We start from the raw sequence: 26,602 nt of genomic DNA on the forward strand, positions 1-26,602 counted from the left end.
ATATATTTATGGTATAATAAGGATGTTATTTAAAAACGAAGGAGGGTATTCGTTCATGGACAGACAAGAAGCGCTGCAGCTGCTGCGCAAATATAACGGCGAGCCGTTTCATATTATGCATGCCCTGACGGTGGAAGGCGTCATGCGCTGGTATGCCAGGGAACTCGGCTACGGCGACGAAGAAGATTTTTGGGGCTTAGTCGGCTTGCTGCACGATATTGATTTTGAAAAATATCCCGAGCAGCACTGCAAAAAAGCGCCGGAGCTCTTGAAGGAAATCGACGCCGACGACAGATTCATCCACGCCGTCGTATGTCACGGCGGATGCGGCCTGTGCGTAGACGACGTGCCGGAGCATGAAATGGAAAAGGTATTGTTCGCGTCCGACGAATTGACCGGCCTCATTTGGGCCGCCGCCAAGATGCGGCCGTCTAAGAGTACCCAGGACATGGAAGTCAAGAGCCTGAAGAAAAAATTCAAGGACAAGAGCTTCGCTGCCGGCTGCTCCCGCGACGTCATCAAGATGGGCGCGGAACTGCTGGGATGGGAGCTTCCCGATTTATTTGAAAAGACGATTTTAGCTATGCGCTCCTGCGAGGACTCGGTGCGCAGCGAATGCTTCGCGCTGACCGGCGTAAGAGAATAATAAAACAATAATTATACAATGAGTTATGAGGAGGAATGAATCATGAAAAAAGCAATCGCGACGGCCCTTATGGCCGCTATGATGACAGTAGGTACAGTAGGCGCGTCCTTCGCTGCCGGCTTGGGCACCATCGACATGGCAGCCCTGCTGCAGAAGCATCCGAACTACCCGAAGGCCATGGCTCAGTGGCGCAGCGACGTAGAAAAAGCCCAGAAGGATTTCCAGGATCAGGTAAAGAAGGAAAAAGACCCGAAGGCTCAGCAGGAATTGGCGCAGAAATTCAACGTTCAGCTGAACAAGCAGCGCATCGAGCTGTTCACGCCGCTGGAAAAGGATATTCTGGAAAAGACGAAGGCTGTTAAGCAGGAAAAAGGCTTGGATTACGTCGTATTGAACGGCTCCGTCGTAGACGGTCAGGGTCAGGACATTACGAACGACGTCGCCGCCAAGTTGAAATAAGCATACAGGCAAGACAATCGGCTGAAGCGTTTTCAGCCGATTTTTTTTGTCGTGCTGCGCTACAAAAGCATGCAAAATGCGGCAATCCGGCAGAGGGAAGAATCTGCCGGATTGCCGCGTGTCATAATGTTAGATGGAGAGTTTATGGATTATCAATTATTTACGACGGAACAAGCCTCCGGAAATGACCAGTTTCTGGATTTCGTTTGTGCCTTCGTAAATTTGGGTGATTTTTGCGTCGCGCATCATGCGTTCTACATGATATTCGTGCATGTAGCCGTTGCCGCCGAGCATCTGGACGCATTCCGTCGTGACCTTCATGGCGACGTCGGTGCAGGTGAGCTTTGCTACGGCTGCGGCTGTCGTGAAGGGTTTGCCTTCTTCTTTCAGGCAGGCCGCCTTGTAGAGGACGAGCTTGGCCTTTTCGATGTCGGCGTAGAGCTCGGCCATTTTGAATGCCAGGTACTGCTGCTTGAACAGGGGCTTGCCGAACTGTTCCCGTTCCTGGAGGTATTTGACGGCGATGTCGAAGGCTCCTTCGGCGATGCCGAGAGCCTGGGCGCCGACGCCGATGCGGCCGCCGTCGAGGGTTTTCATGGCCAGTTTAAAGCCTTCGCCTGGTTTAGCGATCATGCGGTCTGCCGATACGCGGACGTTGGAGAGGACCATTTCAGAAACCTGGGCGGAACGGATGCCCATCTTATTTTCTACCTTGCCGACGTGGAAGCCTTCCATGCCCTTTTCGACGACGAAGGCGCACATGCTCTTCGTGCCGACAGACGGGTCGGTCAGGGCGTAGATGACGGTGTAGTCAGCCAGGGGGCCGTTGGTATTGAAAATCTTCGTGCCGTTGAGAATGTAGTCGTCGCCGTCCTTCGTGGCAATGGTCTTCTGTCCTGCCGCGTCGGAGCCGGCCGAGGCTTCGGTGAGGCCGAAGGAGCCGATGGCTTTGCCGCTGGCGATAGGAGAGAGGAAGCGTTTTTTCTGTTCGTCCGTAGCGGAGGAATACATGACGCTGCCGCCGTATAAGGACGTATTGACGGAAAAACCGATACCGAAGGAGGAATCGACTTTAGAAACTTCTTCGACGGCTAAGATATACGGGAGGTAGCCTACGTCCGTGCCGCCGAATTCTTTCGGATAGCAGAGACCGAACATTCCCATGGCGCCGAATTCCTTAAAGGCTTCTACGGGGAATACCTGCTGTTCATCCCGTTCGAGTACGCCGGGAGCTAAGCGCTGGGCCGTAAATTCGCGAACCTGATCGACGATTTGCTGCTGTTGTTCTGTCAAATTGAAATTCATAGTGCGTCCACTCCTTCTGGTAACGGTAATATATTTAAAATTAAAATACAAGCGGATTCGGTATGTCCCTAGTTCGGGAGCCTGTACGGCGTCGCTTTTTTAAATGACGACGTTTTGGTTGGCCAGGATGCCGCTGAGGAATTTTTCATACTCCGTTTCTTTGCTTACTTTGGTGTTGACAGGAGTCAGGCTCTTAGAAGTAAATTTGCGGATGAGTTTGCATGTGTTTTTTTGTTCAAACGAAAACTTTGTCATAATGGAGTCACTCCTTTGGTAGATGAATTAAATTATACTTTGTGGAAATAATTCGTAATAAGAATTATTATGGTCACATAATATCACAGGAAAAACAGAAGGTCAAGAAATTTGACTAAATTGCATAGAAAATAATTTGTAATACGAAACATTAATAATAAAAAATACCGCTATCCATGAATCGACCATGAGATAACGGTATTCGATATGACGTGTTACATGTCGTGCTGGTGGATGATGCGTTTGATATAGCCGATAAATTCCTCTCGTTCCTGCGGCGAAAAATCACGAAGGACCAAATCGTTCAGTTCGTCTATCGTTTTCATCACCGGTTCTTTTAAAGCCATGCCTTCCTTTGTCGCCTTGACTGTAATGCTGCGGCGGTTATTGGGATTGAGGACGCGGTCGATGAGGCCGCGCTTCTGCATCCGGTCCAATACGCCGGAAATCGTAGAGTTTTCTACGCGGAGGATCGTAGCGATTTCCTTCGGCGACAAGGTTTCATCCTTCCAAAGACAGGCCAATACTCCGTATTGTCCCGGAGTGATGCCGTATTTGGACAAACTTTCGGAAAAGGTGAGAAATACTTCATGCTGGGCTACAGTAAGTAGAAAATTAATGCAGTTCACATACTCCACGGTGACGCTTCCTTTCTGTGTTTTATTTCGTATTCCTAACTAATGTATAGTTTACCATATTTTATGCTTCCTTACTATAACAAATGGGGAATTTGTGAAAAAATTATCAGACTATAAAGGGCTGAGTAAAAAATTATCCCCATTTGCTGTCGGACCTGTAAATTTGTAGCATTTCTTTCCAAGATGACGTATAATTAGGACAACATACATCTTGCCGCGGTAAAGGAGATTGTAAGCGGATATACTATGAGACAAAAAAAGATTTTTGGATTCGATTATACCGACAACGAGTACGTGAAGCTGTTCATGTACTTGCTCGTCGGCGGTTCGGCGGCCTTGTTTGAATGGGCTATGTTTTACGTGCTGTTTCAGACGCTGAGGGGACTGAGCGTATTTGCCTATCAGACGCAGGCTGTCCTGACGGCGACGGCGACGGCCTTCGCCTTGTCTACTTTATATCATTATATATTATGCAACCGCTTCGTCTTTGACAGCGGCAGCCGCTACAAGAAAGGGGCGGAAATTTCCCTGGTGTTCTTGGTCAGCGCCATTGGACTGGGATGGAACCTGCTGCTCATGTGGCTGTTTACATCGCCGTCTCTCCTGGGGCTGCCTCCCATGGTTTCCAAAATCATGGCCAGCGCCATTGTAACGGTGTGGAACTACGTATCGCGCAAGAAGTGGATATTTTCATAAAAAAGGGGCGAGGGATTATGGAACGAAACGAACGAGTCATGGAACTGCTGCGGCAGATGATCGCTATCGACAGCGAGACCGATACGGACAAGGAACGGGATATGGAACGATACCTGCAGAAAACCCTGTCGGAGATGGAACACGTGACGAGCGGCATGATTCACATTCCCGATGACGTGCACGACCGTTCCGTCGTGTACGGCTTTGTGCAGGGACGCAAAAAGGACACGGTTATCTTCTTAAATCATCACGACGTCGTCGGCGTAGACCCGTACGGCATCCTGCGCGACGAGGCCTTTTCTCCCGACGCGCTGCTGGATGATTTGCTGAAATACGAGACGAACGAGGAGGTACTTCATGATTTGCAGAGCGGCCAATGGCTCGTCGGCCGCGGCTCCTGCGACATGAAGGGCGGTGCGGCGGCCCAGCTGGCCGTCTTTGAAGCCTATGCGGCTCATCCGGGCGAGGCCAGCTTGCTGTACATTTCCCTGCCTGACGAGGAATCCTATTCGGCGGGGATGCGGGCCGCCGTCACGGTCCTGAAGGAGCTGCGCGCGTCTTACGGCTTGACGTACCGGGTACTGGTCAACAGCGAGCCGAATGAAATGGCCGACGGCAAGCTCGTGTCGTATACGGGTTCCGTGGGCAAACTCCTGCCCGTCGTCGTCGTACAGGGGAAATCGGTCCATATTGGAAATTACCAGCAAGGCGTCAATCCCATCGGCGTCATGTCCCAGATTATCGCCGAAACAGAGGGCGACATGTCCCTGGCCGATTCGTGGGGCGAAGAATCGACGCCGCCGCCGGCGTGGATTTACCTCCGCGACCGCAAGGAGCATTACGACGTGTCGCTGCCTCAGCGGGCTGCAGCATGCGCTAATTTCATGACCTACCAGAAGACGCCGGAAGACGTCATGTACCTGCTGATGAACGCGGCCCGCCACGCCGTGGAAAAGATGCTGAGCCGCGTCGATTCTGCTCAGTCGATGGAAGTCATCAGCGGGGCGGAGCTGCTCAAGCGGGCCTCGGCCTATCCGGGCTTCGACGTATTCTATGAGACCGTCAAGAACAACTGCTTTGTGGCCCTGCAGAAGGGGGAAAGCACCTACGCCCAGGAAACGATACGCCTTATCGAAGAAACTATCAATTTTACGGGCATGACGGAGCCCCTCGTAGTCATCGCCTTCGTGCCGCCGTATTATCCGGCGGCGGACAGCACCATGCTGCAGGACGAACGGTTCGACGGCTTGCTGCGGGAAATCGGCGGGATGACGGATATTACCTTCAAGCACTATTTCAACGGCATATCGGACTGCAGCTACTGCTGCGTCGCCCCCGATTTGAACGAATATATACTGGAAGACAACCTGCTCCTGTGGGGCAAGGCCTACAGCTTCGACTTCTCGGCCATGGCGGAAATGCAGATTCCCTTCATCCTCCTGGGCCCGTGGGGAAAAGACCTGCACGAACGGACGGAACGCGTTCACATCGGCAGCGTGTCGAAGGAACTGCCGGCGATGCTGGAACGGATTGTGTCCTACGTCGGCGAGACGGCAGCAGAATAGTATCTGGCGCGGCACATGCGTTTTTATATCTTTATATTTAATGGACGAATCCCCTTGCAGGATCTGACTGCGAGGGGGCTCCGACGTTATATATGTTGAGGTTGGGCTTGATGCTAAGTACGTTCTATGCAGCTATTTGAAAATGTAAGATGTCATTGCGCTTGCCTTGATATTGTTCAGTAGTATCAAACTGATTATGCTAATACAAAAAGCCCTGTCCGGTGTGAGCCGGGCAGGGCTTTGATGTTGATGAGGTTGTCGTATTTAGAATTTAAAGGATGCGTTGGCCATCCAGACGTTGTTTTTGACGTTGTCGCTCTTCTGGTAGGCATAGCCGATGCCGAAGGAGAAGGTATTCCAGTCGGCGGTGATGCCGGCTTTGGCTAAGAAGCTTCCCGAATCAGCAGTGTCGAAGGCGATTGTGTCGGCGGCATTACCGTAGGAAATGGTCTGGTCGCCGTTGCGGTCGCCCATGGTCCAGATGTAGCCGGCTCCGATATAAGGGCGCAGCTTCCAGGAGCCGTGGTCGATATCAGCACTGTAGTCCACTCCGACAGGAAGAAGGAAGAGGTTCTGCGTTTCCGAATCGTAATGGATGCCCAGGCTGGATGTATACTGGTCGGTGGTCAGGCGCAGATAGCGGGCGCCGATGTACGGCGTAACCGTACCGGATCCGACTTCGTAATCGCGGAGGGCCTTGACGCCGACGCTCCAGGCTTCTGTATCCGGCTTAGCCGTGACGTGCTGGCCGGCGACGTACTGGGAAATGTCATGGCTGCCGCCGAGGTAGGAGATGTCGCCCAGGAGGGTATAGCCGGGGTTTTCTAACCGTCCGTAGAGGGCGACACCGTAGTATTCAGCGTCGTTCTTGGTGTAGGCTGTGCCGTTGGAGCCGCTGATGTCGCCGTCGGTATAGGAGAAGGCCAGGCCGAGGGCTTTATTCTGAGAGCGGATGATGTCGCCGCCGACGATGACGCCGTTGTACTGGCCGTCGTAATTAGCCGATGTACCAGCCAGGCCGAGGCCGTCTACCGATTCCTTACTGTGCAGATACTGGGCCCAGATGTTTTTATCCTGGGCTGCATTGTGAGCGGCGATAGCGTCGGTAAAGAGATTGGATACCGTATATGTGCTGTGAGCGGCCCCGCCTAATTCGCCGATGTTGACGGCGCTGTTATAGGCGTCTGCTCCTTCTTTTAACAACGGCGTAATAGCCGTATCATTAGCAGTCGTTGCGGCAAGAGCAATAGAATGAGCGGCAAAAGCGCCGAGAGACTTGGCGGCTTCTTCCGCTGATATAGTCATTACAGTTCCATTGGGAGCAAGCGTTAAGAAGGCGTTGTCAAAAGAAGTATTGGCTGCTGTCCAGTTCGTTACGTTCGTAGCGTTGGAAAACAAGTTATATCCGGCAAAAGCGTTGTCAACGATGAGTTTAGCGCCGGCCTCAGCCTTGAAAGTACCGCCATTATTCTGAATAAAGTTGCCCTTCAGCGCATTCACGTCGACGTAAGTCGTCGTCTTGTCGGCGACAGTGACGGTTGCGTTTTTCCCAATAGAGAGAGAACCATTGCTGACGAAATTCGTTTCATGCTTGCCGTCGCCGATGGTCAGCGAGCCTGCATGATTACCATTACCGCTGACAGTTGCCGCGGTTTCCGATCCACTCTGTAAAGATACGGTACCGTTCTTTTGATTGCTTTTTAAGATTAAGTTGCTGGAGTTTACCGTGACGGCCGTATCAGACGAAGTAATATAGACATTGTTACCGCTGATGGAACCAATTATTTCAGGAGCATTGCCCGGTTTAACAGCCTTGCCTTGTAATTGCATAAGGACGCCCTTACCGCCGTTCTCGGCTTGAATGACCACATCCCCATATTTAGAGGAAATATCCAAGGTCGACTTATCGGTAGATCCCCCCTTGCTTATGTTATCTCGCAGCATTACGATGGCGTATCCATCCTGTTGGTCCTTAAGATTCCCTTCAGTAACGACAGAGACTCCTTCGTCGCCATGAATCGTAATAGATGTATTTCCGTGGCCATTATACTTACCGCTCGTATCAAATGATTCTACGGCTACGCCGTATTTTGATGATATATCGATCCTTCCTTCAGCAGTCATCTTTAACCCGGCAGTGACGGAATTATCATTTATGGCGCCGGCCATAACGGCGTTACTTTGAGCTTCAATATGGATGTTGCCGTTGGCCTGAATATCTACAGAAAGATTCTCGGAATTCATCGTGCTCTTTTGAGCCATGATCCCCTGCGCATCTGTATAAATATTTAGATCGTCAATGTTCTGCAATTTTACGACCCCGGATTCCCCATGAATGGCCTGTCCGCCGCCCTTCTCGTCTGTTTTAAATGGATAGTTTTTTGTACCAATATTTACGGTATTTACATTAGAAATGTCGATCGTTGCACTCCCGGTAGCCTCTAATCCATCAGCAGATCCATTGGGATTGAGGAGAGTAAGAGAATCAAGGTTTTTAACGTAAAGTGTTTTACTGCTGTTTACCGTGCTGTTTACCATAAAGACAGCATTTTTATATTTACTATCAGTATCAGTAATAGTGAGATTATGCGCATTGTCGACTTCGCCAGTGATACTAGTTGCATGTATTGGGCCATCGGTCCGATACTCGCTGTCTTTGTCTATCGTAACATCGCCATGTAGCAGTGGTGGCAGTTCAGCAGCAAACGTTTGTACCCCCCCCCCGCACATGGACAGGAAGGTGCTGCTCAAACCGAGCAAAATATAACGGCCTAACATTTTATTTCTTACCATACGAAAACCTCCTAACCATCATAACCATAATATATAAGGTACATGTATGATGCAACATTTGACTTTATTATACTCCTTTTTTTATGATTTTACAAATTTTCTCCAACTTTATTACAATATGGAGAACTTACTTCAAACCCTTGATAAATTTTCTCTTTTACGCTATAATAACATAGCTAACTTAATAAAAGTATTGGTGCGTGGTAATCCGCCGGGGCTTGTGCAATGGAAACCTATGAACCTTGTCAGGTCCGAGAGGAAGCAGCAATAAGTAGTCATTTTCATGTGCCACGAGGAAACCTGGCGGGTTATCATACACGAATACTTTTTGGTTGGTAGAAGCAGCGGTTAGCTGCTTTTTTTCATATCTGGAGAGGACGAGACATGGCATATATCGCATTATACCGTAAGTGGCGGCCCAAAAGCTTTGAAGACGTCGTCGGCCAGTCCCATATTACGGAAACGCTGCAAAAAGCTATCGATACGGATAAAGTGGCGCATGCCTACTTATTTTCCGGCCCCAGGGGGACGGGCAAGACCAGTACGGCTAAAATCTTCGCCCGGGCCATGAACTGCGTCCATGGCCCGACGTCCCATCCCTGCAACGAATGCGAAATATGCCGCCATATCCTGAGCGGCGAGTCGATGGACGTCGTGGAAATCGACGCCGCGTCCAACCGCAGCATCGAGGACATCCGGACACTGCGGGAAACGATCAAATTTATGCCTGCCGAAGGCCATAAGAAGATATACATTATCGACGAAGTGCACATGCTGACGACGGAAGCCTTCAACGCCCTGCTGAAAACGCTGGAAGAGCCGCCGTCCCACGTCATATTCATTTTGGCGACGACGGAGCCGGAACGGATTCCCATGACGATATTGTCGCGGTGCCAGCGGTATGAATTCCGCCGTATTACCAGCGCCGACATCGCCGCCCGGCTGATGTACGTGGCAGAGCAGGAGCATATCGGCCTGACGAAGGGAGCCGCCCATATCTTGGCCGTCCAGGCCGACGGCGGCATGCGCGACGCCTTGAGCATGCTGGACCAGTGCGTTGGCAACGCCGACGGGCAGATCGACGAGAGCCTCGTTCGGGATTTGCTGGGACTCATCGGCAGGGACTGGCTGTTTTCCCTGTCTGACGCCGTGTTTCAGGGGCGGGGAAGCGTCGTCATCAAAGCAGTGGACGATGTGATCCGCATGGGCAAGGAGCCGCAGATCATCCTGACGGAGCTGGTGGAACACCTGCGGGCTATCATGCTGTACCAGGCCGATCCCCATACGGATACGCTGGCTGCCTACGCCGACTCGCTGCCCCAGCTGGCAAATCAGGCCGGGAGCGTGGCGGCGGAGCAGGTCTTCGCCGTATTGAACGTCCTGCAGCAGGCCATGCTGACGGCGAAGAATTCGCCGGCGCCGCGGGTCGCCGTGGAAATGGGGCTGCTCATGGCCAGCCGGCCTATGCCTGCGGCGGGAGCCGTTTCGCCAGTGGGGCCGAGCGCTGTTATCCCCGACGGGATATTGGACCGCTTGCTGAAGCTGGAGCAGGCCGTCTTTCACGGCGGCGCTATTCCTGGAAAGGGCGAGCCGGCGAAGAAAAAGGAATATATTCCCTTGCCGGAAGAAGACGGCATGCCCGGCGTCATGGACGAAGAATCCGTGCCCTTTCCCGACGACGAATATACGGCGCCGCCGCAGGAACCGGCTGCGCCTCCGATACAGGAGCGATTGTCGCCTAAGCCCGCCGACAGGGCCTCTGTTACTGAGTCGGAACGGCCGCAGTCCCCTGCGCCGGCTGCGGCACAGTCGGAAGCGGGGTCTCCTTCCGGCGCGTCTTCCGTCGTGCCGTCGGCGGAATACCAGCGGATCTGGCAGCAGGTGTGCGATATCTTGGGCAAGAAGCTGAAAAAGCCCGGCGTGCAGTCCTGCGTCCGTACGGGCCGTGTCCTCTATATCGGCGGCGGCGAGGCCGCCGTGGCGTATAAGACGCCCTTCCTCGTCAAGCGGGCCAATCGGGAAGATTATTTCCGGTTTGTCGACGAGGCGCTGGAAATGGTTCTCGGCGGCTCGTATCACATGAAGGGCTTCCTGGAAGGCTCGCCCGACGTGGCCGAATACGAAAAAAAAAATGCTGAATCAGGTATAACCAGTCGTCCTGCAGAAGAACAGCCTCGTCCTAAAGAGGAGGCGCAGCCTGAGGCGGCTGCCAGTGTTTCCGACGAGGCTTCCCGTCCGCAGCCGCCTGTTTCGGCAGAACCGCCGTCCCTGCGGCCGGTACTGCCGGAAGAGATGACCGCCGCGGACCGGGCTTTGCTGGAACCGTTGCTCAAAACGGTAGGAGACTGTAATATATACATAGAAGATAAACCATAATTTCAAAATCAGGAGGAATTACAAATGTTTGGTGGAAATATGCAAGGCATGATGAAGAAAGTACAGAAGATGCAGAAGGAAATGAAGAAGCTTCAGGACGACTTGAAAAAACGCACTGTAGAAGCGACGGTCGGCGGCGGCGTGCTGACTTTGGTCATGAACGGCGAAAAGAACGTCGAAAGCGTTCATATCGACCCGAGCATTATCGACCCGGAAGATTCGGAAATGCTGGAAGACCTCATCGTAGCGGCTGTCAACGAAGCCAATAAGAAGGTCGACGAAATGATGGCTCAGGAAATGAGCAAGATTACCGGCGGCATGCACTTGCCGGGGATGTTCTGATGGATACGCCCTTAGACCGGCTGACAGAGCAATTTCGCCGTCTGCCGGGCATCGGCATCAAGACGGCCCGCAAGCTGGCCTATTACATGGTCCAGCAGCCGCAGGAGCAGGTTGACGCCTTTATCAACGCGGTCCGCAGCGCGAAGGAAACCATGTGCTTCTGCTCCGTCTGCTTTAATTTAGCTTCTCAGGACCCCTGCCCGATTTGCAGCGACGAGACGCGGGACCGCTCGACGATATGCGTCGTCGAAACGCCGCAGGACGTCATGGCTATCGAGCGCAGCGGCGATTACCGCGGACTGTATCACGTGCTCCACGGCGCCCTGTCGCCCTTGGACGGCGTCGGCGTCGACGATTTGCGCATCAAGGAGCTGCTGCAGCGCCTGAGCGATACAGATGTCAAGGAAATCATCATCGCCACGGACCCTGATGTAGAAGGCGAAGCGACGGCCTTGTACCTGGCCCGCCTCCTGAAGACGGCGGGGATCAAGGTGACGCGCATCGCCAGAGGCCTGCCCATGGGCGGCGACATCGAGTACGCCGACGAGGCGACCCTGGCCGGCGCCGTGGCGAACCGTCAGGAAATGTGAGGTAGGAACTGATGGACCTTATGTGGATTGCCATAGGCGTCGCAGCCTTATTTTTGCTGAATAAGCTGATTCTGGCTCCCTTCCGCAAGCTCGTGGTCAATATTGCCGTGGGCTTGCTCGCCTTATATCTCATTAACTCTTACGGATATATGATTGGATTGGAAGCCGTGCCTATTACGATTGTGACCGGCATTATCATCGGCATTCTCGGACTGCCCGGCGTAGTGCTGGTAACGCTGTATTATACAATGTTTTAATATAAATGGAGATGGCCTGCAGTGAATGTAAAAAAATGGATCGCCATAGCCCTTGCCGCCGCGATGACGGCCGCCGTGCTTTCGGGTTGCGGCAGCAGCGTTTCAACGGAAACGGAGACCGTTTCCAAGACGGAACATCCCGTCGCCCTGACGCTGGACGCGAATATTACGGCCCTTCATATGACGACGATCGTACCTAAGCTTTCCGGTAAAATCGTATCGGCTCCGCTGGCAAAGGGGCAGGAAATACAATCCGGCGAAATCGTCGTCCAAATCGATACGGCCCCGTATGAGCAGAGCGTCAGCGCGGCCGAATCGGAGCTGATTGCGGCGACGTCTGCCGCGGCTGCGGCGCCGGCCTATACGCCCTCGGCCGGCGACAGCCAGCGCCGGGTGGAACTGAAAGCCTGGTACGACATGGGAGCCTTATCCCGCGTCGAATACAATCAAATGATGTCGCAGACGGCGGCCCCTCAGGCCAGCACTCCTTCCGTAGACAGCGGGCGCATCGCCCAGCTGCAGCAAAATCTGCAGGCTGCCCGCGATATGCTGAGCAACGCTACGATCTATTCGCCGATTAACGGGCGCATTACGGCTGTAGCGGAAAACCCGTCTGTGGCTGTCGCCGGCAACGTGCTGGCTACGATTCAGCAGATGACGCCGCTGGTGGCGACCTTCGCCGTGCCGGAGATGTACGTGCAGGCCCTGCAGGCCGCTAAACAGGCCGGTACGCTGCAAGTATCGGTCATCGCGCCGTCGGGCGAATCGCAGGCCGGCGAGCTGACCTATTTGGCGACGGAGAAAGACCCGTCGACAGGGGCGTATACGGCGAAAATAACATTTAACAACGACAAGAATTTGTTTGTGCCCGGCGAATTTTATCATATCCGCATATCGACGCCGCAGGAAGTGTCGCAGATTACCGTGCCGAAGACGGCCGTGCGGACCAAGGACAGCGGCGATTTCGTATATATCGTCAATGAAAACGGGCTGGCCGACGCCCGGTCCGTTTTGACCGGCGATGAAGAAGAAGGCCGCGTCGTCATTTTGGACGGCCTGAAAGAAGGGGACAAGGTCATCGTCGATCCGCCCGATTCGTTGGAAATCGGCATGAAAGTGAATTCGTAAGCCTAAGGGGGACAGGTGAGGCGCAATGAAGGAAGAAGGAATAGAACGACACAATAGCTTATTGAAGTCGCTCGAAAAAAGTTTAGACGTCCTCGATATCTTTGTCGAGTGCAATACGGGGATGAATTTGAAGGATATCGCCGCCCGCACGAATCTGAACACGTCCACGGCTTTTCGTATCGTCAATACGCTGGAACGCCGTCAGTATCTGACGCGCGACGACATATCGAAGCAGTACCGGCTGGGACCGAGAGCGCTGGCCCTGGGATATTCTTCCCACTGGACGGAAAACGTTATGACGCTGGTTAAGCCCTATTTGCGGCGGCTCCAGCAGATGTTTAACGAAACGGCCAGCGTATACATCGCCGAAGGGGACAGCCGCATTTGTCTGGACCATGTGGAAAGCACTCACTCGCTGCGCCGGGTCATTCCCATAGGCGAGTCTCTGCCGCTGTATAAAGGCGCTGCCGGCAAGGTGCTGCTGGCCTGGGCTCCCAAGGAAGAGCGCAACCGCATGATCGTCCAGTACGGCCATTTATCGGAAGAGGAATTTGCCTCTATCCGGCACAACGGCTACGCCATTACGCAGGATGAAAGCGAGCACGGCCTCTTTGCCTTGTCGGTGCCGATCTTCAATTTTGAAGAGCAGGTTATCGCCTCGCTGACTATTGCCGGGCCGACGATGCGGTTTTACGATTCTATCCGGCAGAAAATGCTCTTTACCATGAGCCAATATGCCTATGAAATTTCCTATTCCTTAGGATACAGGAAAAAATGACGGCCTATACGATTTGGACTAAAGAAGAATATCAGGAGCGGGCCAGCGTCGTAGCGCCGAAACTGCTGGGCCAATATTTGATTCACCGCACGGCGGAGACGACCTATATCGGCCGCATCGTGGAGACGGAGGCCTACGGCGGCTCGTACCGCCGCATGGCCGACGACGGGGCTCACAGCTTCCGCGGGCTGACGAAGCGGACGGAGCCCATGTTTTGCGCCGGCGGCGTTTCTTACGTATATCTCATTTACGGCATGTATCACTGCGTGAACATCGTTACCGGACCGGAAGGCTCGGGACAGGCCGTCCTCATACGAGCCGTCGAGCCCGTAGCCGGTATAGAACATATGTTGGAAAATCGCCGCATGGAGGCCGTAAAGCCGGCAGTCAGCAACGGCCCGGGCAAGCTGTGCCGGGCCATGGATATTACGCTGGCTCAGAACCGACTGGATTTGTGCGGCTCCGAGCTGTATATCGCCCGTCCTGCAGAGCAGCCGCGGTTTGCCGTCGTGCGCACGACGCGGATCAACATCGACTACGCCGTCAAGGGAAAACAATTTCCCTGGCGTTTTTATATAAAAGATAATCCATACGTTTCTATGCGATAAGAGATAGATAGGGGGAATTACTATTATTTCGTTCAGAGAATTCCGATTGGAAGATAAGCAAATTATTGATGACTATTTTCATCAACAAAGATACGAACAGGCCGACGCGTCCTTTATGAACCTGTTTGCCTGGCAGTACCCGTATGAAATCCAGTGGGCGGAGGAAGACAACGTATTGTACATCCGCTCAGGCCGCGGCAAGAAGCAGTTCTGGCTGCCTCCCTTTACCCGTCATGACGGCAGCTTTACGAAGGGCATCCTGCGCATGCACGAATGGTTCGACCAGCACGGCTATCCCTTCCTCATGAAGGGCGTCACGCCGGAGGCGGCAGAACGCATCCGCGCTCTTTGTCCGGACTGCTATAACTTCACGCCGGACCGGGACAATTACGAATACGTCTACTTGACGCAGAACCTCATCAACCTGTCCGGCAAAAAATACCGGCAGAAAAAGAATAACCTCAACCACTTCCGCAATCAGTATATCGGCAACTGGGAATACGTTCCCATTACGGAAGAAATCTTCGACGAATGCCTTGCGGCAGAAGAAAATTGGTACGATAAGCACGAAGGCTTTGAAGACGACGAAGAGCTCCAGGGCGAACGCCAGGCCATTGAAACGGTGTTCAACAACTGGGGCATTCTCCAGCCGACAGGCGGCGCTATCCGCATGTACAACAAAATCGTAGCCTTTTCTATCGGCGAAATGCTGAACGACGACACAGCTATCATTCACTACGAAAAGAGCGACCCGACGATTCGCGGCCTGTACCAGGCCATTAACCATGAATTCGTTGTCCACGCCTGGAGCCATACGACGTATATCAACCGGGAGGAAGACATGGGCCTGCCGGGACTGCGCCAGTCCAAAGAATCGTATAATCCGGTGCGGTATATTGAAAAATTTGAAGTTACTTTGAAGGAGCCGGGAAAATGGACTTCCGATTAGCGAAAGAAGAAGACAGAGATTTGGTTGAAAGCTTATGGGCCTATTGCTTCGAGCCGCGGGAACATCCCTTTTTTCAGTGGTATTTTTCGAAGTTTTATCAGCCGGAAAACGTGCTCATGGGATTTAAGGACGGCGAAATGGCCTGTCTTACCCATTTAAACCCTTATACGCTGCGCCTGCGGGGACGGGACGTACCGACGTCGTATATTGTCGGCCTGGCAACCCATCCGGCTGCCAGACGAAGCGGCGTGGGACGGATGCTGCTGACGGCCGCCCTGAAGGAAATGAAGCGCCGCGGCCATTATATTAATATTCTCATGCCGTCGAAGGCGGGATTTTATCAGCCCTATGGCTATGAATTGTACTGCCACCAGTGGAAGGAAACGATGCCGCTGGAATCGCTGCGGCCCCTGACGGATCGGACAGTCCGTTTTGCCTTCGTCAACAGCGCTGACCAGTGGCCCTATTTGGCATCCGTGTACGAGGCGTATACGAAACACCTGTCGGGCTACGCCGTTCGCAATGAAGCGTCGTGGCGCAGCCACATCGAGGCCCAGCTGGCCGAAGGATATATTGCTGTCGTATTTCATGACGATACGCCGATTGCCTATATGTTTTATCAAATCGGCGAGGGGACGATTACGAGCGGCGAATTTGTCTACGCCACCCTGCAGGGAAAGCGGGGCTTATTAGAATACGTCTACAATCACCGCTCTCAAGGCAAGGAATTTCAATGGAACGAAGGAATTCACGACCAATCCTATCGCTTCTATCCCGACGGCAAGCAGGGCCATGAAACGATGCCCTTCATGACCTGCCGTATTGTCGACGTCAAAGGCGCACTGGAGCAAATTTCCTATCCGGAACAGGCTGAAGGCAGCCTTGTCATCCAAACGGAGGACCCCTTGGCCGACTGGAATACCGGCACGTTCCGCCTGACCGTTCGGCAGGGACGCGGCTCTGTAGAACGGACGGAGCAGGAGAAGCCGGACGCCGTCATGCCTGTCGGTACCCTAGCGCTGCTGGTCTTCGGCGCAATGGATCCAGCGGATCTGGCATTCAATGAAAAACTATCCGGCAGCGACAAAGCCTTGCAAACCTTGGGAGCCTTCTTCCCGACAGAAAAATGCTACATTAACGAATGGTACTAGACGATGAACACGTGCGAATGGCAAGCATCGGATAGATACCAGGGAGATTCGCACTCAAACAAGTACTATATTGTCAAAATAGACCGTGATTTTCATCAAATCAGCTGGATTAAGTTGTATCAGCTTCTATATATGCTATGTTTCGGATTAAGAGATACCAAATGTAGCTGTCACCCTCTACGTGAGGGTGTGGATTGAAATCATAATGCTGTCTACTTTGCTTTTGATTGACCACAGTCACCCTCTACGTGAGGGTGTGGATTGAAATGTCCTATGGTCATGACGTAGCGCCGGACCATAATAGTCACCCTCTACGTGAGGGTGTGGATTGAAATTTCGTGTGTATATCCCCATTGACACACTCATGAGCGTCACCCTCTACGTGAGGGTGTGGATTGAAATCATCGTCTTTTGCGTGTAGAGTACGTCGAGTATGGTCACCCTCTACGTGAGGGTGTGGATTGAAATAATTCTTCGACGCAATCATTATGTATTGCCCGATAGTCACCCTCTACGTGAGGGTGTGGATTGAAATGACTTCCGGGCCATATAAATTCACTTCTGCAACGTGTCACCCTCTACGTGAGGGTGTGGATTGAAATTTTAATTTGCTCGGCATAGCTTTTATGAATAATAGTCACCCTCTACGTGAGGGTGTGGATTGAAATTGTCGGCTGGATGACATGGTAAACGTCATTTTGCGTCACCCTCTACGTGAGGGTGTGGATTGAAATTGACGAGAGGCTGGGCCGTTGCGCAAACGGTATTGTCACCCTCTACGTGAGGGTGTGGATTGAAATCTCTGCCGCTGTCGGCACATATTCCGGCTTTGGTGTCACCCTCTACGTGAGGGTGTGGATTGAAATTCGTAGTCAGACAAATTGGTATTGAGTTTAAACTGGTCACCCTCTACGTGAGGGTGTGGATTGAAATGTCTCCCGTGAATGGGTGCGATACATAGTACATTGTCACCCTCTACGTGAGGGTGTGGATTGAAATCCCGCCTAGCCGACAAGATACGAAAAGGCTTGCCGGTCACCCTCTACGTGAGGGTGTGGATTGAAATGTGTGAGTACGTCATAATACCCACCGTCCCATATGGTCACCCTCTACGTGAGGGTGTGGATTGAAATTTTCGCCTCTATATTTGATTAACGCATCTCTCATGTCACCCTCTACGTGAGGGTGTGGATTGAAATTCTTACCTCGATACTAAATAATCAATCACGATAGGTCACCCTCTACGTGAGGGTGTGGATTGAAATTAACCTCATTTTATCTCCTCCTAAATTTTATTTTGTCACCCTCTACGTGAGGGTGTGGATTGAAATTCATATATTTCCTTGTCCGTCAATTCTCGGCCCAGTCACCCTCTACGTGAGGGTGTGGATTGAAATCTTTAGTTGTTGCCGAATATTAAAAAAATCATAATGTCACCCTCTACGTGAGGGTGTGGATTGAAATCTGCTCGCCATAGCGGATATGGGTCTGCGCAAGGAAGTCACCCTCTACGTGAGGGTGTGGATTGAAATCGACATGGAATGGTGATGGTGTAGAGTACAAAAAAGTCACCCTCTACGTGAGGGTGTGGATTGAAATTTCCAGTACGCCGCCGTCTTGCAGCCACTCTTTCGTCACCCTCTACGTGAGGGTGTGGATTGAAATCCTTCATTTGTACGATAAATGACTAAGTCGCCGAGTCACCCTCTACGTGAGGGTGTGGATTGAAATCAATTCCGACAGCCATAAATGTCCTGCCTCGTGAAGTCACCCTCTACGTGAGGGTGTGGATTGAAATGTGCGTGGGCAAATCGTTAGGGAACTAGGTAAAAGTCACCCTCTACGTGAGGGTGTGGATTGAAATTGTCCGCAGGTTATATTGCAGCCAGCGCACGTCCGTCACCCTCTACGTGAGGGTGTGGATTGAAATCGCACGGGTCCGGCAGTATTGAATGCGCTGAACAGTCACCCTCTACGTGAGGGTGTGGATTGAAATATTCAAAGGTAGAATTGGTAGAATGTCATCATTTCGTCACCCTCTACGTGAGGGTGTGGATTGAAATATCTCCATTTACTCCCTGTGTTATAATGCTCCCGGTCACCCTCTACGTGAGGGTGTGGATTGAAATCGCATCCAACATATCCTTGCCGTATATATTGCCGTGTCACCCTCTACGTGAGGGTGTGGATTGAAATGGCATAGAATGAGTCAGCCGAATATAGCTTCCTTGTCACCCTCTACGTGAGGGTGTGGATTGAAATCGGTGTTGACGCTGCATCGTCAGTATTAGTCTCGTCACCCTCTACGTGAGGGTGTGGATTGAAATCTGTTTTTTCCTCTAAAATATTCCAATGAAAAATGTCACCCTCTACGTGAGGGTGTGGATTGAAATGCCCAGTTCGACGGCGGACGAAAAGGCTTCGTCGGTCACCCTCTACGTGAGGGTGTGGATTGAAATCGACCAAAGAAGACTTGGATGCCTTTCTGGTTGAGTCACCCTCTACGTGAGGGTGTGGATTGAAATTGCTTCGGAACCATTGATAATTTCCCCTTCTAGTGTCACCCTCTACGTGAGGGTGTGGATTGAAATATTACAATAAATCCATCACACCGCACCGTATTGGTGTCACCCTCTACGTGAGGGTGTGGATTGAAATATACACCTTCAAAATTCCCAGCTTATAGAAGCCATGTCACCCTCTACGTGAGGGTGTGGATTGAAATCCTTACTGGATAAGCCAAGACGGTTCCGGTAGAAGGTCACCCTCTACGTGAGGGTGTGGATTGAAATGCATCTATACGTGAATAAAGTTGATCGTTATCTAAGTCACCCTCTACGTGAGGGTGTGGATTGAAATGGCTTTCCGACTGGTGTTGCAAATCTTGAAGTTTGGTCACCCTCTACGTGAGGGTGTGGATTGAAATGCCTCATACAGTCACAGAAGGTGTTCGTAAGCTCGTCACCCTCTACGTGAGGGTGTGGATTGAAATCGTATAGCGCGTGCCACCGCGCGCATCACGTTCATGTCACCCTCTACGTGAGGGTGTGGATTGAAATCATGCGCTCCTGATTTAGAGGAACAATGGACTTAGGTCACCCTCTACGTGAGGGTGTGGATTGAAATCTCATACGGTTTATGTATTTCTGTGTAATTTTCAGTCACCCTCTACGTGAGGGTGTGGATTGAAATAGCTCCGTACGGCTCGGCCGATGCCTGTTTATTCGGGTCACCCTCTACGTGAGGGTGTGGATTGAAATTGATACTGATGATGATGTTTTCGGCTACCAGGAGTCACCCTCTACGTGAGGGTGTGGATTGAAATATCTGTGCAATACACAGACCGACGCTTTTTCATCGGTCACCCTCTACGTGAGGGTGTGGATTGAAATCTTTCTGCTTTTTTAAAATATAACGGGCAACATAGTCACCCTCTACGTGAGGGTGTGGATTGAAATAGCTTCGTACTCTTTAACGTCTTTTATCTTTTTTGTCACCCTCTACGTGAGGGTGTGGATTGAAATGTATTATCATGATTCGCCAATGAATTCTGCGTTTGTCACCCTCTACGTGAGGGTGTGGATTGAAATATATTCATTAGACTGGATTCCGGCTAGAAGATTTTGTCACCCTCTACGTGAGGGTGTGGATTGAAATATCCATAGAAACAGCGTATGCGATCACCTCGTCAAGTCACCCTCTACGTGAGGGTGTGGATTGAAATCACAATATCCAGCGGTACAAAGGGTTCGCCATCAGGTCACCCTCTACGTGAGGGTGTGGATTGAAATACCATGAGTAATTCATTGATGTATGTCAGTACCTGGTCACCCTCTACGTGAGGGTGTGGATTGAAATCGTATCGCTGCTTGCACTCTTGCGATAAGCATTCGTCACCCTCTGCGTGAGGGTGTGGATTGAAATCATGTGGAGGAGGTGAAAACGTGGGTAATCTACGTCACCCTCTGCGTGAGGGTGTGGATTGAAATTCCGTGACACTAATCGGCGTGGATACCAGTTCCCAAGTCACCCTCTGCGTGAGGGGGTGGATTGAAATTGTGGACGCTACCGCCGTAGGTGTACCAAAGCCCGTCACCCTCTGCGTGAGGGTGTGGATTGAAATAAAATGTTAAAGATGGACTTTGACAACTGGAAAGAGTCACCCTCTGCGTGAGGGTGTGGATTGAAATCAAGAATACAGCCGTATCACTACTTGTCAACGTAAGTCACCCCCCACGTGAGGGTGTGGATTGAAATCTGGCGGGCGCGGCAGCACGAAGTCGTCCTTTGTGGGTCACCCTCCACGTGAGGGTGTGGATTGAAATTTGTCGCGGTCAACTTCCGTCGCCACAAAGCCGACGTCACCCTCCACGTGAGGGTGTGGATTGAAATCACCAATGCGGCATATGGTTAGGGTATGTGGATTTGTCACCCTCCACGTGAGGGTGTGGATTGAAATAAGAATCCGTCGTCGCGGCGGTTTAAGGCGTTGCGGTCACCCTCCACGTGAGGGTGTGGATTGAAATATCATGAATAAATATCATAGCATCTCCGCCGTAACGTCACCCTCCGTGTGAGGATGTGGATTGAAGTCATGCGGCATCATTAGATATATTGTCAGTTTTTTGCCAGTTCAAGGCTATCAAAATATTATACATAATAAATCAAAATACCATATGTAGATATTTTTTATTAGGTATCTATCTTGAAGGTATGGTATAATCAATAATATAGAAGTGAAACGGAATATATAGGTATAGCTAATTATTTTTTAGGATCGGGACGCTATGGATATCGAATGGGATTTGCTGCTGGCGCATTGGGATGCGGAACTGAAGAAAGGGCAGTATATAAAAGACCACGCGAGGAATACGGCTGAGTATATGGCTCGTATAGGTAAATCTCTTGGGCTGGAATCTGTCTGCATTCTTATCGGCCTTCTTCATGATGCGGGAAAGGTAAATCGTGATTGGCAGAAATATATCCGCGGCGAAGCGGCGTCGGGCGGAGATCACTCTGGCGTCGGAGCTTGTTATGTCCAGTATGTATTGTATAAGTATGCAAAGAATTCCGTACCTGCTGATACGTATCGATGGTACGGCATATATAATGAATTCCTCATATATCCTATTCTGGCTCATCATGGATTGTACGATGTGCTCAAAGAAATGGAAGACGGTTCTGTCTGCTGCTGGACAGAAAAGAGGCTGAAAGAAAATGAGCGCCTTATCTTAGCGCATGAAGAGCTGACATCCTTTATCCATGTATTGGACGGCTGGGCTGGAAAATGGTTTAAGACATCCCTTTTTCAGTTGTATCAGAAGGGGTTTGCTGAATGGATGGATTGGCATAAAGCCATTCATCGCATGATCGGGAAATCGGGAAAAGCCGTCACGCAGGATGCAGCCAGTCGGCGTCAGGCCAGCTTGTTTTATTTCGGCGCTACTGTACGGTTATTGACGGGTATCTTAAAAGAAGCTGACGTGTATGATTCGGCAAACTGGGCTCTGGAAAAAACGCAGAGAGTATACGGAGACGAAGCATTAGACGCTGTTTGGCAGCAAATGGGCGATAGAGTGGAGCGTTTGTACGACATGTTTCATGAGGCTGAGAATCCGTCCTTGCTGAATCAGGTACGTACGGCCATGGCCGACGACGCGTATGCGGCGGCAGCGGAGACGAAGGATGGCTGCTACAAGCTTCCTATGCCGGTAGGGGCGGGCAAGACGAACGCCTCTCTTCGCTATGCCCTGCATCACGCCCGTACATTCCACGACCGGAGAATCATATATGCGACAGCGTTTTTGTCCGTGTTGGAACAAAACGCCAAGGATATTCAGGATATCATCGGAAAGGAACATGTGCTGGAGCATCACAGTAGCGTCGTCTCCGACGGTTTCGAGGGAGAAGAGGACGAATACGACGGTGCCGAATATCTGCGGGAAAGCTGGGAATCGCCGGTTATACTGACGACGCTGGTACAGCTCAGCAATACGCTGTTCAAAGGGCAGTCGGCGTGCTTGAGGCGGTTTTCCAAGCTGATACGCTCCGTCATCATCATCGATGAAATACAGTCTCTCCCAGTGACGTGCGTACATGTGTATAACTTAATGATGAATTTCCTGACCCATATGATGGGCGCGACGATTATTCACTGTACGGCGACTCCGCCGGGCTTGGACGATGAAGGGGTTCTAAACTATCCCTGCATATATGAAATGGACGAAAAGGGAAGTCCCATTGCGTTAGTCGACAAGCGTCTCATGGCAGCGTCGGTTTTTACGCGGGCTCAGTTTTATTCTCTTTTGGGCGAGCGATTTACACAGTTTTTATCTACGGAACAGCTCGTCGCCCATGTCATGACGCAGTTGGAGCGGGAAAAAAGCGCCTTGATTATCGTCAATACGAAAAAAGCCGTGCGCAAAGTATACGACGCGATAGCCGATTGGCTCGACGAGCATGACCGGCCTGGGGAATGTTGGTATTTGACGACGAATTTATGCGCAGCCCATCGGCTGGAGCGCATTACGCGCATGAAAGAGGAATTGCAGAAGCTGCGGGACGGCTCGAGGCAGACGCCGTTGATTTGCGTGAGTACTAATTTAATATCCGCAGGCGTTAACATCGATTTTGACGTCGTATATCGTTCGTTGACCAGCCTGGACGGCGTGCTGCAGGCCGGCGGACGGTGCAACCGCGATGGAAAACGGAAGGCCCCCGGACGGGTCTATTTGTTTATGTATATGGATGAAACGCTGGAAAAAATGCCCGTTCTGCAGAAAGAACGGGAGGCTTCTCTGGAAGCGCTGCGCAAGGTATATGGATCGAAGGGCGAAGAAGAAGCGCTGGATATAGGGGCGTGCTTAGACGAATATTTTCGGCGTTTATATCAGAAGAATCGGCAAGCTCTGGACTATCCGGTGCAGGACGGCCCGTTTTCCCAGACGCTGCTGCAGATGCTGTCCGAAAATCGGGATATGGCAGCGCAATACCGCATAGGACATGGCTCCTCTGTTCCGTATCTTCTGAGGCAGCGGTTTAAAACGGCGGCGGATGCCTTTCAGCTTATCGATAACAAGGAAAAGACCGTCATCGTTCCGTACAAGAACGAGGAGCTGATAGACGAAGTCTTTGCATTAATCGGTGACGACGGCCGTCCGGATTTCGCCGCGCTGAAGCCTGTGCTGCAGAAGCTGCAGCGATATACTGTCGGCATGTACGACATGAAGGAATACGTGCAGGTCATACCCGAGCTGGGCATATACCTGTTGGATCCGGAAGGATACGACGAAGAGTTTGGCTTGACGAAGGGAGAATGGAGCGAACTCATTTTTTAACTTGCATAAGGAGAAAAGATCTATGTTTCAATCCAACCCATTTTATATGAAGATAAGCGGCCCCTATGCGTTGTTCACCGACCCGATGAGCAAGGCAAATGGGGAAAAATTTACCTACCAAGTCCCGACGGCCCAGGCGCTGCAGGGCATCGTCGAAGCCGTGTATTGGAAGCCGACGCTGCGGTATGTAGTCGACGAAGTCAAAGTATTGAAACCGATTCAGACGGAGACGAAAAACATACTCGTACCCATGATGAATGGGGATAAAGATTTGAGTTATTACACGTATTTAAAAGACGTGGCCTACGCCGTGAAATTTCATTTTGAGTGGGCCCACCGGCTGGATATGGCAAAGGATCGGAATGAAAAAAAACACGAGCAAATATTACTGCGCTCGATGAAACGTGGCGGACGGCACGATATCTTCTTGGGGACGAGGGAGTGCATCGGCGAAGTAGAACGGCTGCGGGCCAGCGAATACGAAGGGCTGACGACGCCATTTTCTGGAAAAATGTCTTTCGGCATCATGTTCCATTCCTTTTCCTATCAGGAGCGGATGAAAAAAGGGGGCCTTGCCGGCACGCTGTATTCGCAGTTTGCGCCGATCGTCATGGAAGACGGGGTTATTACATTTATACGGCCGGAAGAATGCCGGATCCGCCATGAACTCCATGATTATCATGTAAAAGAATTTACGGAGGACATGTATATGCCCGTTGACGAACAATGGAACCTATATGACGAGGAGGGAGGAATGGCCGATGAATCTGCTTCAGGCGCTGCTTCAGACGTATAACGCTGCTGAAGCAGCGGGATTAGTCGACGTGTGGAAAGAATCAGAGCCTATGCTGCTGCCGCTGTACCACTCGAGCCGCCAGAGCCGGGGTGAAGATATCGTGCAGCTGACTATCAGCCGGGACGGGATGTTTTTGCAGGGCCGTTTTTTGACAAAGGGTGAATATACGGTCTTTCCCGTGTCGGAGGGCTCTCTCATCCGCACGGCCAACGACTGCCCCCATTTTCTGTGCGACGAGTTTTCCTATCTTGCGCCTGTAGAAAAAAAGAAGGGCGCCCGCCACAGCTTATATATGAAACAGCTTCAGGACCTAGGGGAGTATGAGAAATGCCATCGCAATGAAGATTTCCAAAGCATATGTACCTACCTCATGTCGGGGACTGTCCGACGGGACGTGCTGCGTACGGTCCAAATCTGCTGCGGCGAGCAGGCCTACGACGTTGAGGGAGATGTCGTCTCCTGGCAGGAAGAAGAAAAAGGGAAAGGTAAAACACGGCAAATTTCTTTGGAAGATTTGTTCATTACCTTTGCCGTAGAACGCGGCGACGGAACCGTATCGGTTTCGCAGAATCGGGAGCTCCATCGATTTTTTATAGACTACGTGCAGTATACAAACCGCGATAAGCCTGTAGAAACATGCGATGTTTCCGGCCTTCCCATGTACTGCGTGTCGTCCCATCGCGGCGTCGTCGGCACGGCGAAGCTGATAGGCATCAGCAATCATAAGGAAGCGTACATAGGGCGCTTTACCAAAGGGGAGCAAGTTTTTCACCTGGGCTACGAAACGTCGCAGCGGATTCATAATATGCTGAAATACTTATTGGATACGAAGCGGTACAGCGAGTATATCGGCGGCGGAGCCAACGTCGTTTCGTGGATGACCGGAGATTTACCCTTAGGCGGCGCTCCGCTCATGAAGGACATGGAAGAAGATGGGAAGGGTGATTTTCTCGAAAGCGTCGTCATGGGAGAAGTCGCCGAAGAGCCTGTTCCCATACGGCGCACGGAAGAAGAGGTACTGCACGGGAAAGATAGCAAGACCATCGCCCAGTATTTTGCCGGCAAGAAAGACGCCGGAGATGAGATTTTCGATAACTACTTCTGCGTTCTCGTACTGGAAAAGGTCAATAACGGCAGGATGGCCGTAAAGTATTTCCGCGCGTTTCCCAAAGCCGACATAAAGCAGCGGGCCGAGGCCTGGTACGAAAGCATGAAATGGCCCGGATGGTCGGCAAAAAAGAAAGCCTTCGTGTTAAAAACACCGTCGGTGTACTCTGTCGTCCATTTCCTGTACGGCCAGGAAACGGAGAAGGGGATTATCTGCGCGAACGATAAGGTACGGCGGGCGGCTATTGAACGGCTGCTGCCCTGTATCCTGGAAAGAAAGCCCTTGCCGGCCGATATGATGCGAACGGCGTTTTTCCGCCTTACGAACCGTCAGTCCTATAGGAAATACTGGCCCCAGGCGTTGCTGATGGGCTGCGGCATCGTCAAGAAATATTATTGGGATCATGAGATGTGGAATCAGAAGATTCCCATATTGAACGATAAAGGAGCGATACTGCGTATGGACAAGCGAAGCTTTGCCTACGGGCGATTGTTGTCCGTGTATGAAAAAATGGAAACGGCGGCCTTGGAAAGTAAAAGCGGCGGCGAAGAAAAGAAAAAAGAAAACTCCAATCTGCGCGTTACCAACGCGGCGCGCTTGTGGTCCTCCATGATACACCGCCCGTATCGGACGATTTCTATTTTAGAAGAGCGGACCCAGTATTGTAAGGCCATCCTGAGCAAGCAGAAGCCAGGATACAAGGTCTATTTTGAGAAGGGTAAATTGCAAGTTGAATTTGAACAACCATAATCAGGAAACACACTCACTAGCATAAACTTCATCGAGGAATGCATCAAATAGCTCTGACGGCGTATGGTAGCCCAA

General features: G+C 51.5%; 20 protein-coding genes, 1 other RNA gene and 1 CRISPR repeat array. Of the genes, 17 read left to right on the forward strand and 4 right to left on the reverse strand.

The genetic code is table 11. From position 1 onward, the window contains the following. Positions 1-55: 55 nt before the first annotated feature. Positions 56-646 carry a hydrolase gene (locus tag B5F80_RS05395; RefSeq protein ID WP_087477801.1) on the forward strand — a complete coding sequence of 197 codons (591 nt, stop codon included), beginning with the start codon at positions 56-58 and terminating at the stop codon, positions 644-646. 42 nt (positions 647-688) lie between these two features. Continuing rightward, positions 689-1,105 (forward strand): OmpH family outer membrane protein, encoded by a 417-nt coding sequence (locus tag B5F80_RS05400; protein WP_087477802.1) that lies wholly within the window; start codon positions 689-691, stop codon positions 1,103-1,105. 156 nt (positions 1,106-1,261) lie between these two features. Here the strand turns inward: B5F80_RS05400 and B5F80_RS05405 are convergent, their stop codons facing one another. The 3 genes from B5F80_RS05405 to B5F80_RS05410 form a co-directional block, all read right to left on the reverse strand. Further along, complete coding sequence (locus tag B5F80_RS05405) at positions 1,262-2,410, reverse strand: acyl-CoA dehydrogenase family protein (RefSeq protein ID WP_087477803.1); 1,149 nt, start codon at positions 2,408-2,410, stop codon at positions 1,262-1,264. Positions 2,411-2,509: 99 nt separating this feature from the next. Then, a complete protein-coding gene (locus tag B5F80_RS11265) occupies positions 2,510-2,665 on the reverse strand; it encodes a hypothetical protein (RefSeq protein WP_157949722.1) in 156 nt (51 codons plus the stop codon). 215 nt (positions 2,666-2,880) lie between these two features. Further along, positions 2,881-3,303, reverse strand: coding sequence for a MarR family transcriptional regulator (locus tag B5F80_RS05410; protein ID WP_087477804.1), 423 nt, complete (start codon positions 3,301-3,303; stop codon positions 2,881-2,883). A gap of 246 nt (positions 3,304-3,549) precedes the next feature. On the opposite strand from B5F80_RS05410, the gene B5F80_RS05415 reads away from it, so the two are divergent. Together B5F80_RS05415 and B5F80_RS05420 are read left to right on the forward strand one after the other, a co-directional pair. Then, complete coding sequence (locus B5F80_RS05415; protein WP_087477805.1) at positions 3,550-3,999, forward strand: GtrA family protein; 450 nt, start codon at positions 3,550-3,552, stop codon at positions 3,997-3,999. Positions 4,000-4,016: 17 nt separating this feature from the next. Beyond that, entirely contained in the window at positions 4,017-5,564 is a 1,548-nt protein-coding gene (locus B5F80_RS05420; protein WP_087477806.1) for a M20/M25/M40 family metallo-hydrolase, read from the forward strand. Between the two features lie 264 nt (positions 5,565-5,828). Here B5F80_RS05420 and B5F80_RS05425 read toward each other — a convergent pair whose 3' ends face one another. Then, on the reverse strand, positions 5,829-7,826 hold the full coding sequence (locus B5F80_RS05425) for an autotransporter outer membrane beta-barrel domain-containing protein (protein WP_158099956.1): 1,998 nt from the start codon (positions 7,824-7,826) through the stop codon (positions 5,829-5,831). A 685-nt stretch (positions 7,827-8,511) separates the two neighbouring features. Between B5F80_RS05425 and ffs the strand changes: the two genes are divergently transcribed. The 13 genes from ffs (at position 8,512) to B5F80_RS05490 (ending at position 26,527) form a co-directional block, all read left to right on the forward strand. Then, positions 8,512-8,699, forward strand: an RNA gene (ffs, locus tag B5F80_RS05430) — signal recognition particle sRNA large type. A gap of 42 nt (positions 8,700-8,741) precedes the next feature. Next, positions 8,742-10,733 (forward strand): DNA polymerase III subunit gamma/tau, encoded by a 1,992-nt coding sequence (dnaX, locus tag B5F80_RS05435; protein WP_087477808.1) that lies wholly within the window; start codon positions 8,742-8,744, stop codon positions 10,731-10,733. 24 nt (positions 10,734-10,757) lie between these two features. After that, entirely contained in the window at positions 10,758-11,075 is a 318-nt protein-coding gene (locus B5F80_RS05440; protein ID WP_087477809.1) for a YbaB/EbfC family nucleoid-associated protein, read from the forward strand. Then, a complete protein-coding gene (gene recR / locus B5F80_RS05445) occupies positions 11,075-11,665 on the forward strand; it encodes a recombination mediator RecR (protein ID WP_087477810.1) in 591 nt (196 codons plus the stop codon). The genes B5F80_RS05440 and recR overlap by 1 nt, the downstream gene beginning before the upstream one ends. An 11-nt stretch (positions 11,666-11,676) precedes the next feature. Further along, entirely contained in the window at positions 11,677-11,922 is a 246-nt protein-coding gene (locus B5F80_RS05450; protein WP_087477811.1) for a pro-sigmaK processing inhibitor BofA family protein, read from the forward strand. 21 nt (positions 11,923-11,943) lie between these two features. Further along, positions 11,944-13,050 carry an efflux RND transporter periplasmic adaptor subunit gene (locus tag B5F80_RS05455; RefSeq protein WP_087477812.1) on the forward strand — a complete coding sequence of 369 codons (1,107 nt, stop codon included), beginning with the start codon at positions 11,944-11,946 and terminating at the stop codon, positions 13,048-13,050. Positions 13,051-13,075: 25 nt separating this feature from the next. Continuing rightward, on the forward strand, positions 13,076-13,828 hold the full coding sequence (locus B5F80_RS05460; RefSeq protein ID WP_087477813.1) for an IclR family transcriptional regulator: 753 nt from the start codon (positions 13,076-13,078) through the stop codon (positions 13,826-13,828). After that, on the forward strand, positions 13,825-14,436 hold the full coding sequence (locus tag B5F80_RS05465) for a DNA-3-methyladenine glycosylase (protein WP_087477814.1): 612 nt from the start codon (positions 13,825-13,827) through the stop codon (positions 14,434-14,436). The genes B5F80_RS05460 and B5F80_RS05465 overlap by 4 nt, the downstream gene beginning before the upstream one ends. Positions 14,437-14,482: 46 nt before the next feature. Beyond that, a complete protein-coding gene (locus tag B5F80_RS05470) occupies positions 14,483-15,385 on the forward strand; it encodes a phosphatidylglycerol lysyltransferase domain-containing protein (RefSeq protein WP_255376408.1) in 903 nt (300 codons plus the stop codon). Beyond that, positions 15,370-16,536: a GNAT family N-acetyltransferase gene (locus tag B5F80_RS05475; RefSeq protein ID WP_087477816.1), complete on the forward strand. Its 1,167-nt coding sequence runs from the start codon at positions 15,370-15,372 to the stop codon at positions 16,534-16,536. The genes B5F80_RS05470 and B5F80_RS05475 overlap by 16 nt, the downstream gene beginning before the upstream one ends. Before the next feature lie 169 nt (positions 16,537-16,705). Continuing rightward, positions 16,706-21,129: direct repeats of the CRISPR family, unit length 32 nt; unit sequence GTCACCCTCTACGTGAGGGTGTGGATTGAAAT. A gap of 194 nt (positions 21,130-21,323) precedes the next feature. Continuing rightward, positions 21,324-23,873 (forward strand): CRISPR-associated endonuclease Cas3'', encoded by a 2,550-nt coding sequence (locus B5F80_RS05480; RefSeq protein WP_087477817.1) that lies wholly within the window; start codon positions 21,324-21,326, stop codon positions 23,871-23,873. A 22-nt stretch (positions 23,874-23,895) separates the two neighbouring features. Further along, positions 23,896-24,669, forward strand: coding sequence for a type I-C CRISPR-associated protein Cas5c (gene cas5c / locus B5F80_RS05485; RefSeq protein ID WP_087477818.1), 774 nt, complete (start codon positions 23,896-23,898; stop codon positions 24,667-24,669). Beyond that, a complete protein-coding gene (locus tag B5F80_RS05490; protein WP_158099957.1) occupies positions 24,635-26,527 on the forward strand; it encodes a type I-C CRISPR-associated protein Cas8c/Csd1 in 1,893 nt (630 codons plus the stop codon). The genes cas5c and B5F80_RS05490 overlap by 35 nt, the downstream gene beginning before the upstream one ends. Positions 26,528-26,602 lie beyond the last annotated feature (75 nt).

Origin of the sequence: Megasphaera sp. An286 (assembly GCF_002163455.1) — a bacterium.
GTDB lineage: Bacteria > Bacillota > Negativicutes > Veillonellales > Megasphaeraceae > Megasphaera > Megasphaera stantonii.

Bases quoted from the DNA above. Each gene is read 5' to 3' on its own strand.
- B5F80_RS05400 (WP_087477802.1), top strand. From the start codon at position 689: ATGAAAAAAGCAATCGCGACGGCCCTTATGGCCGCTATGATGACAGTA.
- B5F80_RS11265 (WP_157949722.1), bottom strand. From the start codon at position 2,665: ATGACAAAGTTTTCGTTTGAACAAAAAAACACATGCAAACTCATCCGC.
- recR (WP_087477810.1), top strand. From the start codon at position 11,075: ATGGATACGCCCTTAGACCGGCTGACAGAGCAATTTCGCCGTCTGCCG.
- B5F80_RS05480 (WP_087477817.1), top strand. From the start codon at position 21,324: ATGGATATCGAATGGGATTTGCTGCTGGCGCATTGGGATGCGGAACTG.
- B5F80_RS05415 (WP_087477805.1), top strand. From the start codon at position 3,550: ATGAGACAAAAAAAGATTTTTGGATTCGATTATACCGACAACGAGTAC.
- B5F80_RS05425 (WP_158099956.1), bottom strand. From the start codon at position 7,826: ATGGCTCAAAAGAGCACGATGAATTCCGAGAATCTTTCTGTAGATATT.
- B5F80_RS05405 (WP_087477803.1), bottom strand. From the start codon at position 2,410: ATGAATTTCAATTTGACAGAACAACAGCAGCAAATCGTCGATCAGGTT.
- B5F80_RS05490 (WP_158099957.1), top strand. From the start codon at position 24,635: ATGAATCTGCTTCAGGCGCTGCTTCAGACGTATAACGCTGCTGAAGCA.
- dnaX (WP_087477808.1), top strand. From the start codon at position 8,742: ATGGCATATATCGCATTATACCGTAAGTGGCGGCCCAAAAGCTTTGAA.
- B5F80_RS05395 (WP_087477801.1), top strand. From the start codon at position 56: ATGGACAGACAAGAAGCGCTGCAGCTGCTGCGCAAATATAACGGCGAG.
- B5F80_RS05460 (WP_087477813.1), top strand. From the start codon at position 13,076: ATGAAGGAAGAAGGAATAGAACGACACAATAGCTTATTGAAGTCGCTC.
- B5F80_RS05440 (WP_087477809.1), top strand. From the start codon at position 10,758: ATGTTTGGTGGAAATATGCAAGGCATGATGAAGAAAGTACAGAAGATG.
- cas5c (WP_087477818.1), top strand. From the start codon at position 23,896: ATGTTTCAATCCAACCCATTTTATATGAAGATAAGCGGCCCCTATGCG.
- B5F80_RS05450 (WP_087477811.1), top strand. From the start codon at position 11,677: ATGGACCTTATGTGGATTGCCATAGGCGTCGCAGCCTTATTTTTGCTG.
- B5F80_RS05420 (WP_087477806.1), top strand. From the start codon at position 4,017: ATGGAACGAAACGAACGAGTCATGGAACTGCTGCGGCAGATGATCGCT.
- B5F80_RS05475 (WP_087477816.1), top strand. From the start codon at position 15,370: ATGGACTTCCGATTAGCGAAAGAAGAAGACAGAGATTTGGTTGAAAGC.
- B5F80_RS05465 (WP_087477814.1), top strand. From the start codon at position 13,825: ATGACGGCCTATACGATTTGGACTAAAGAAGAATATCAGGAGCGGGCC.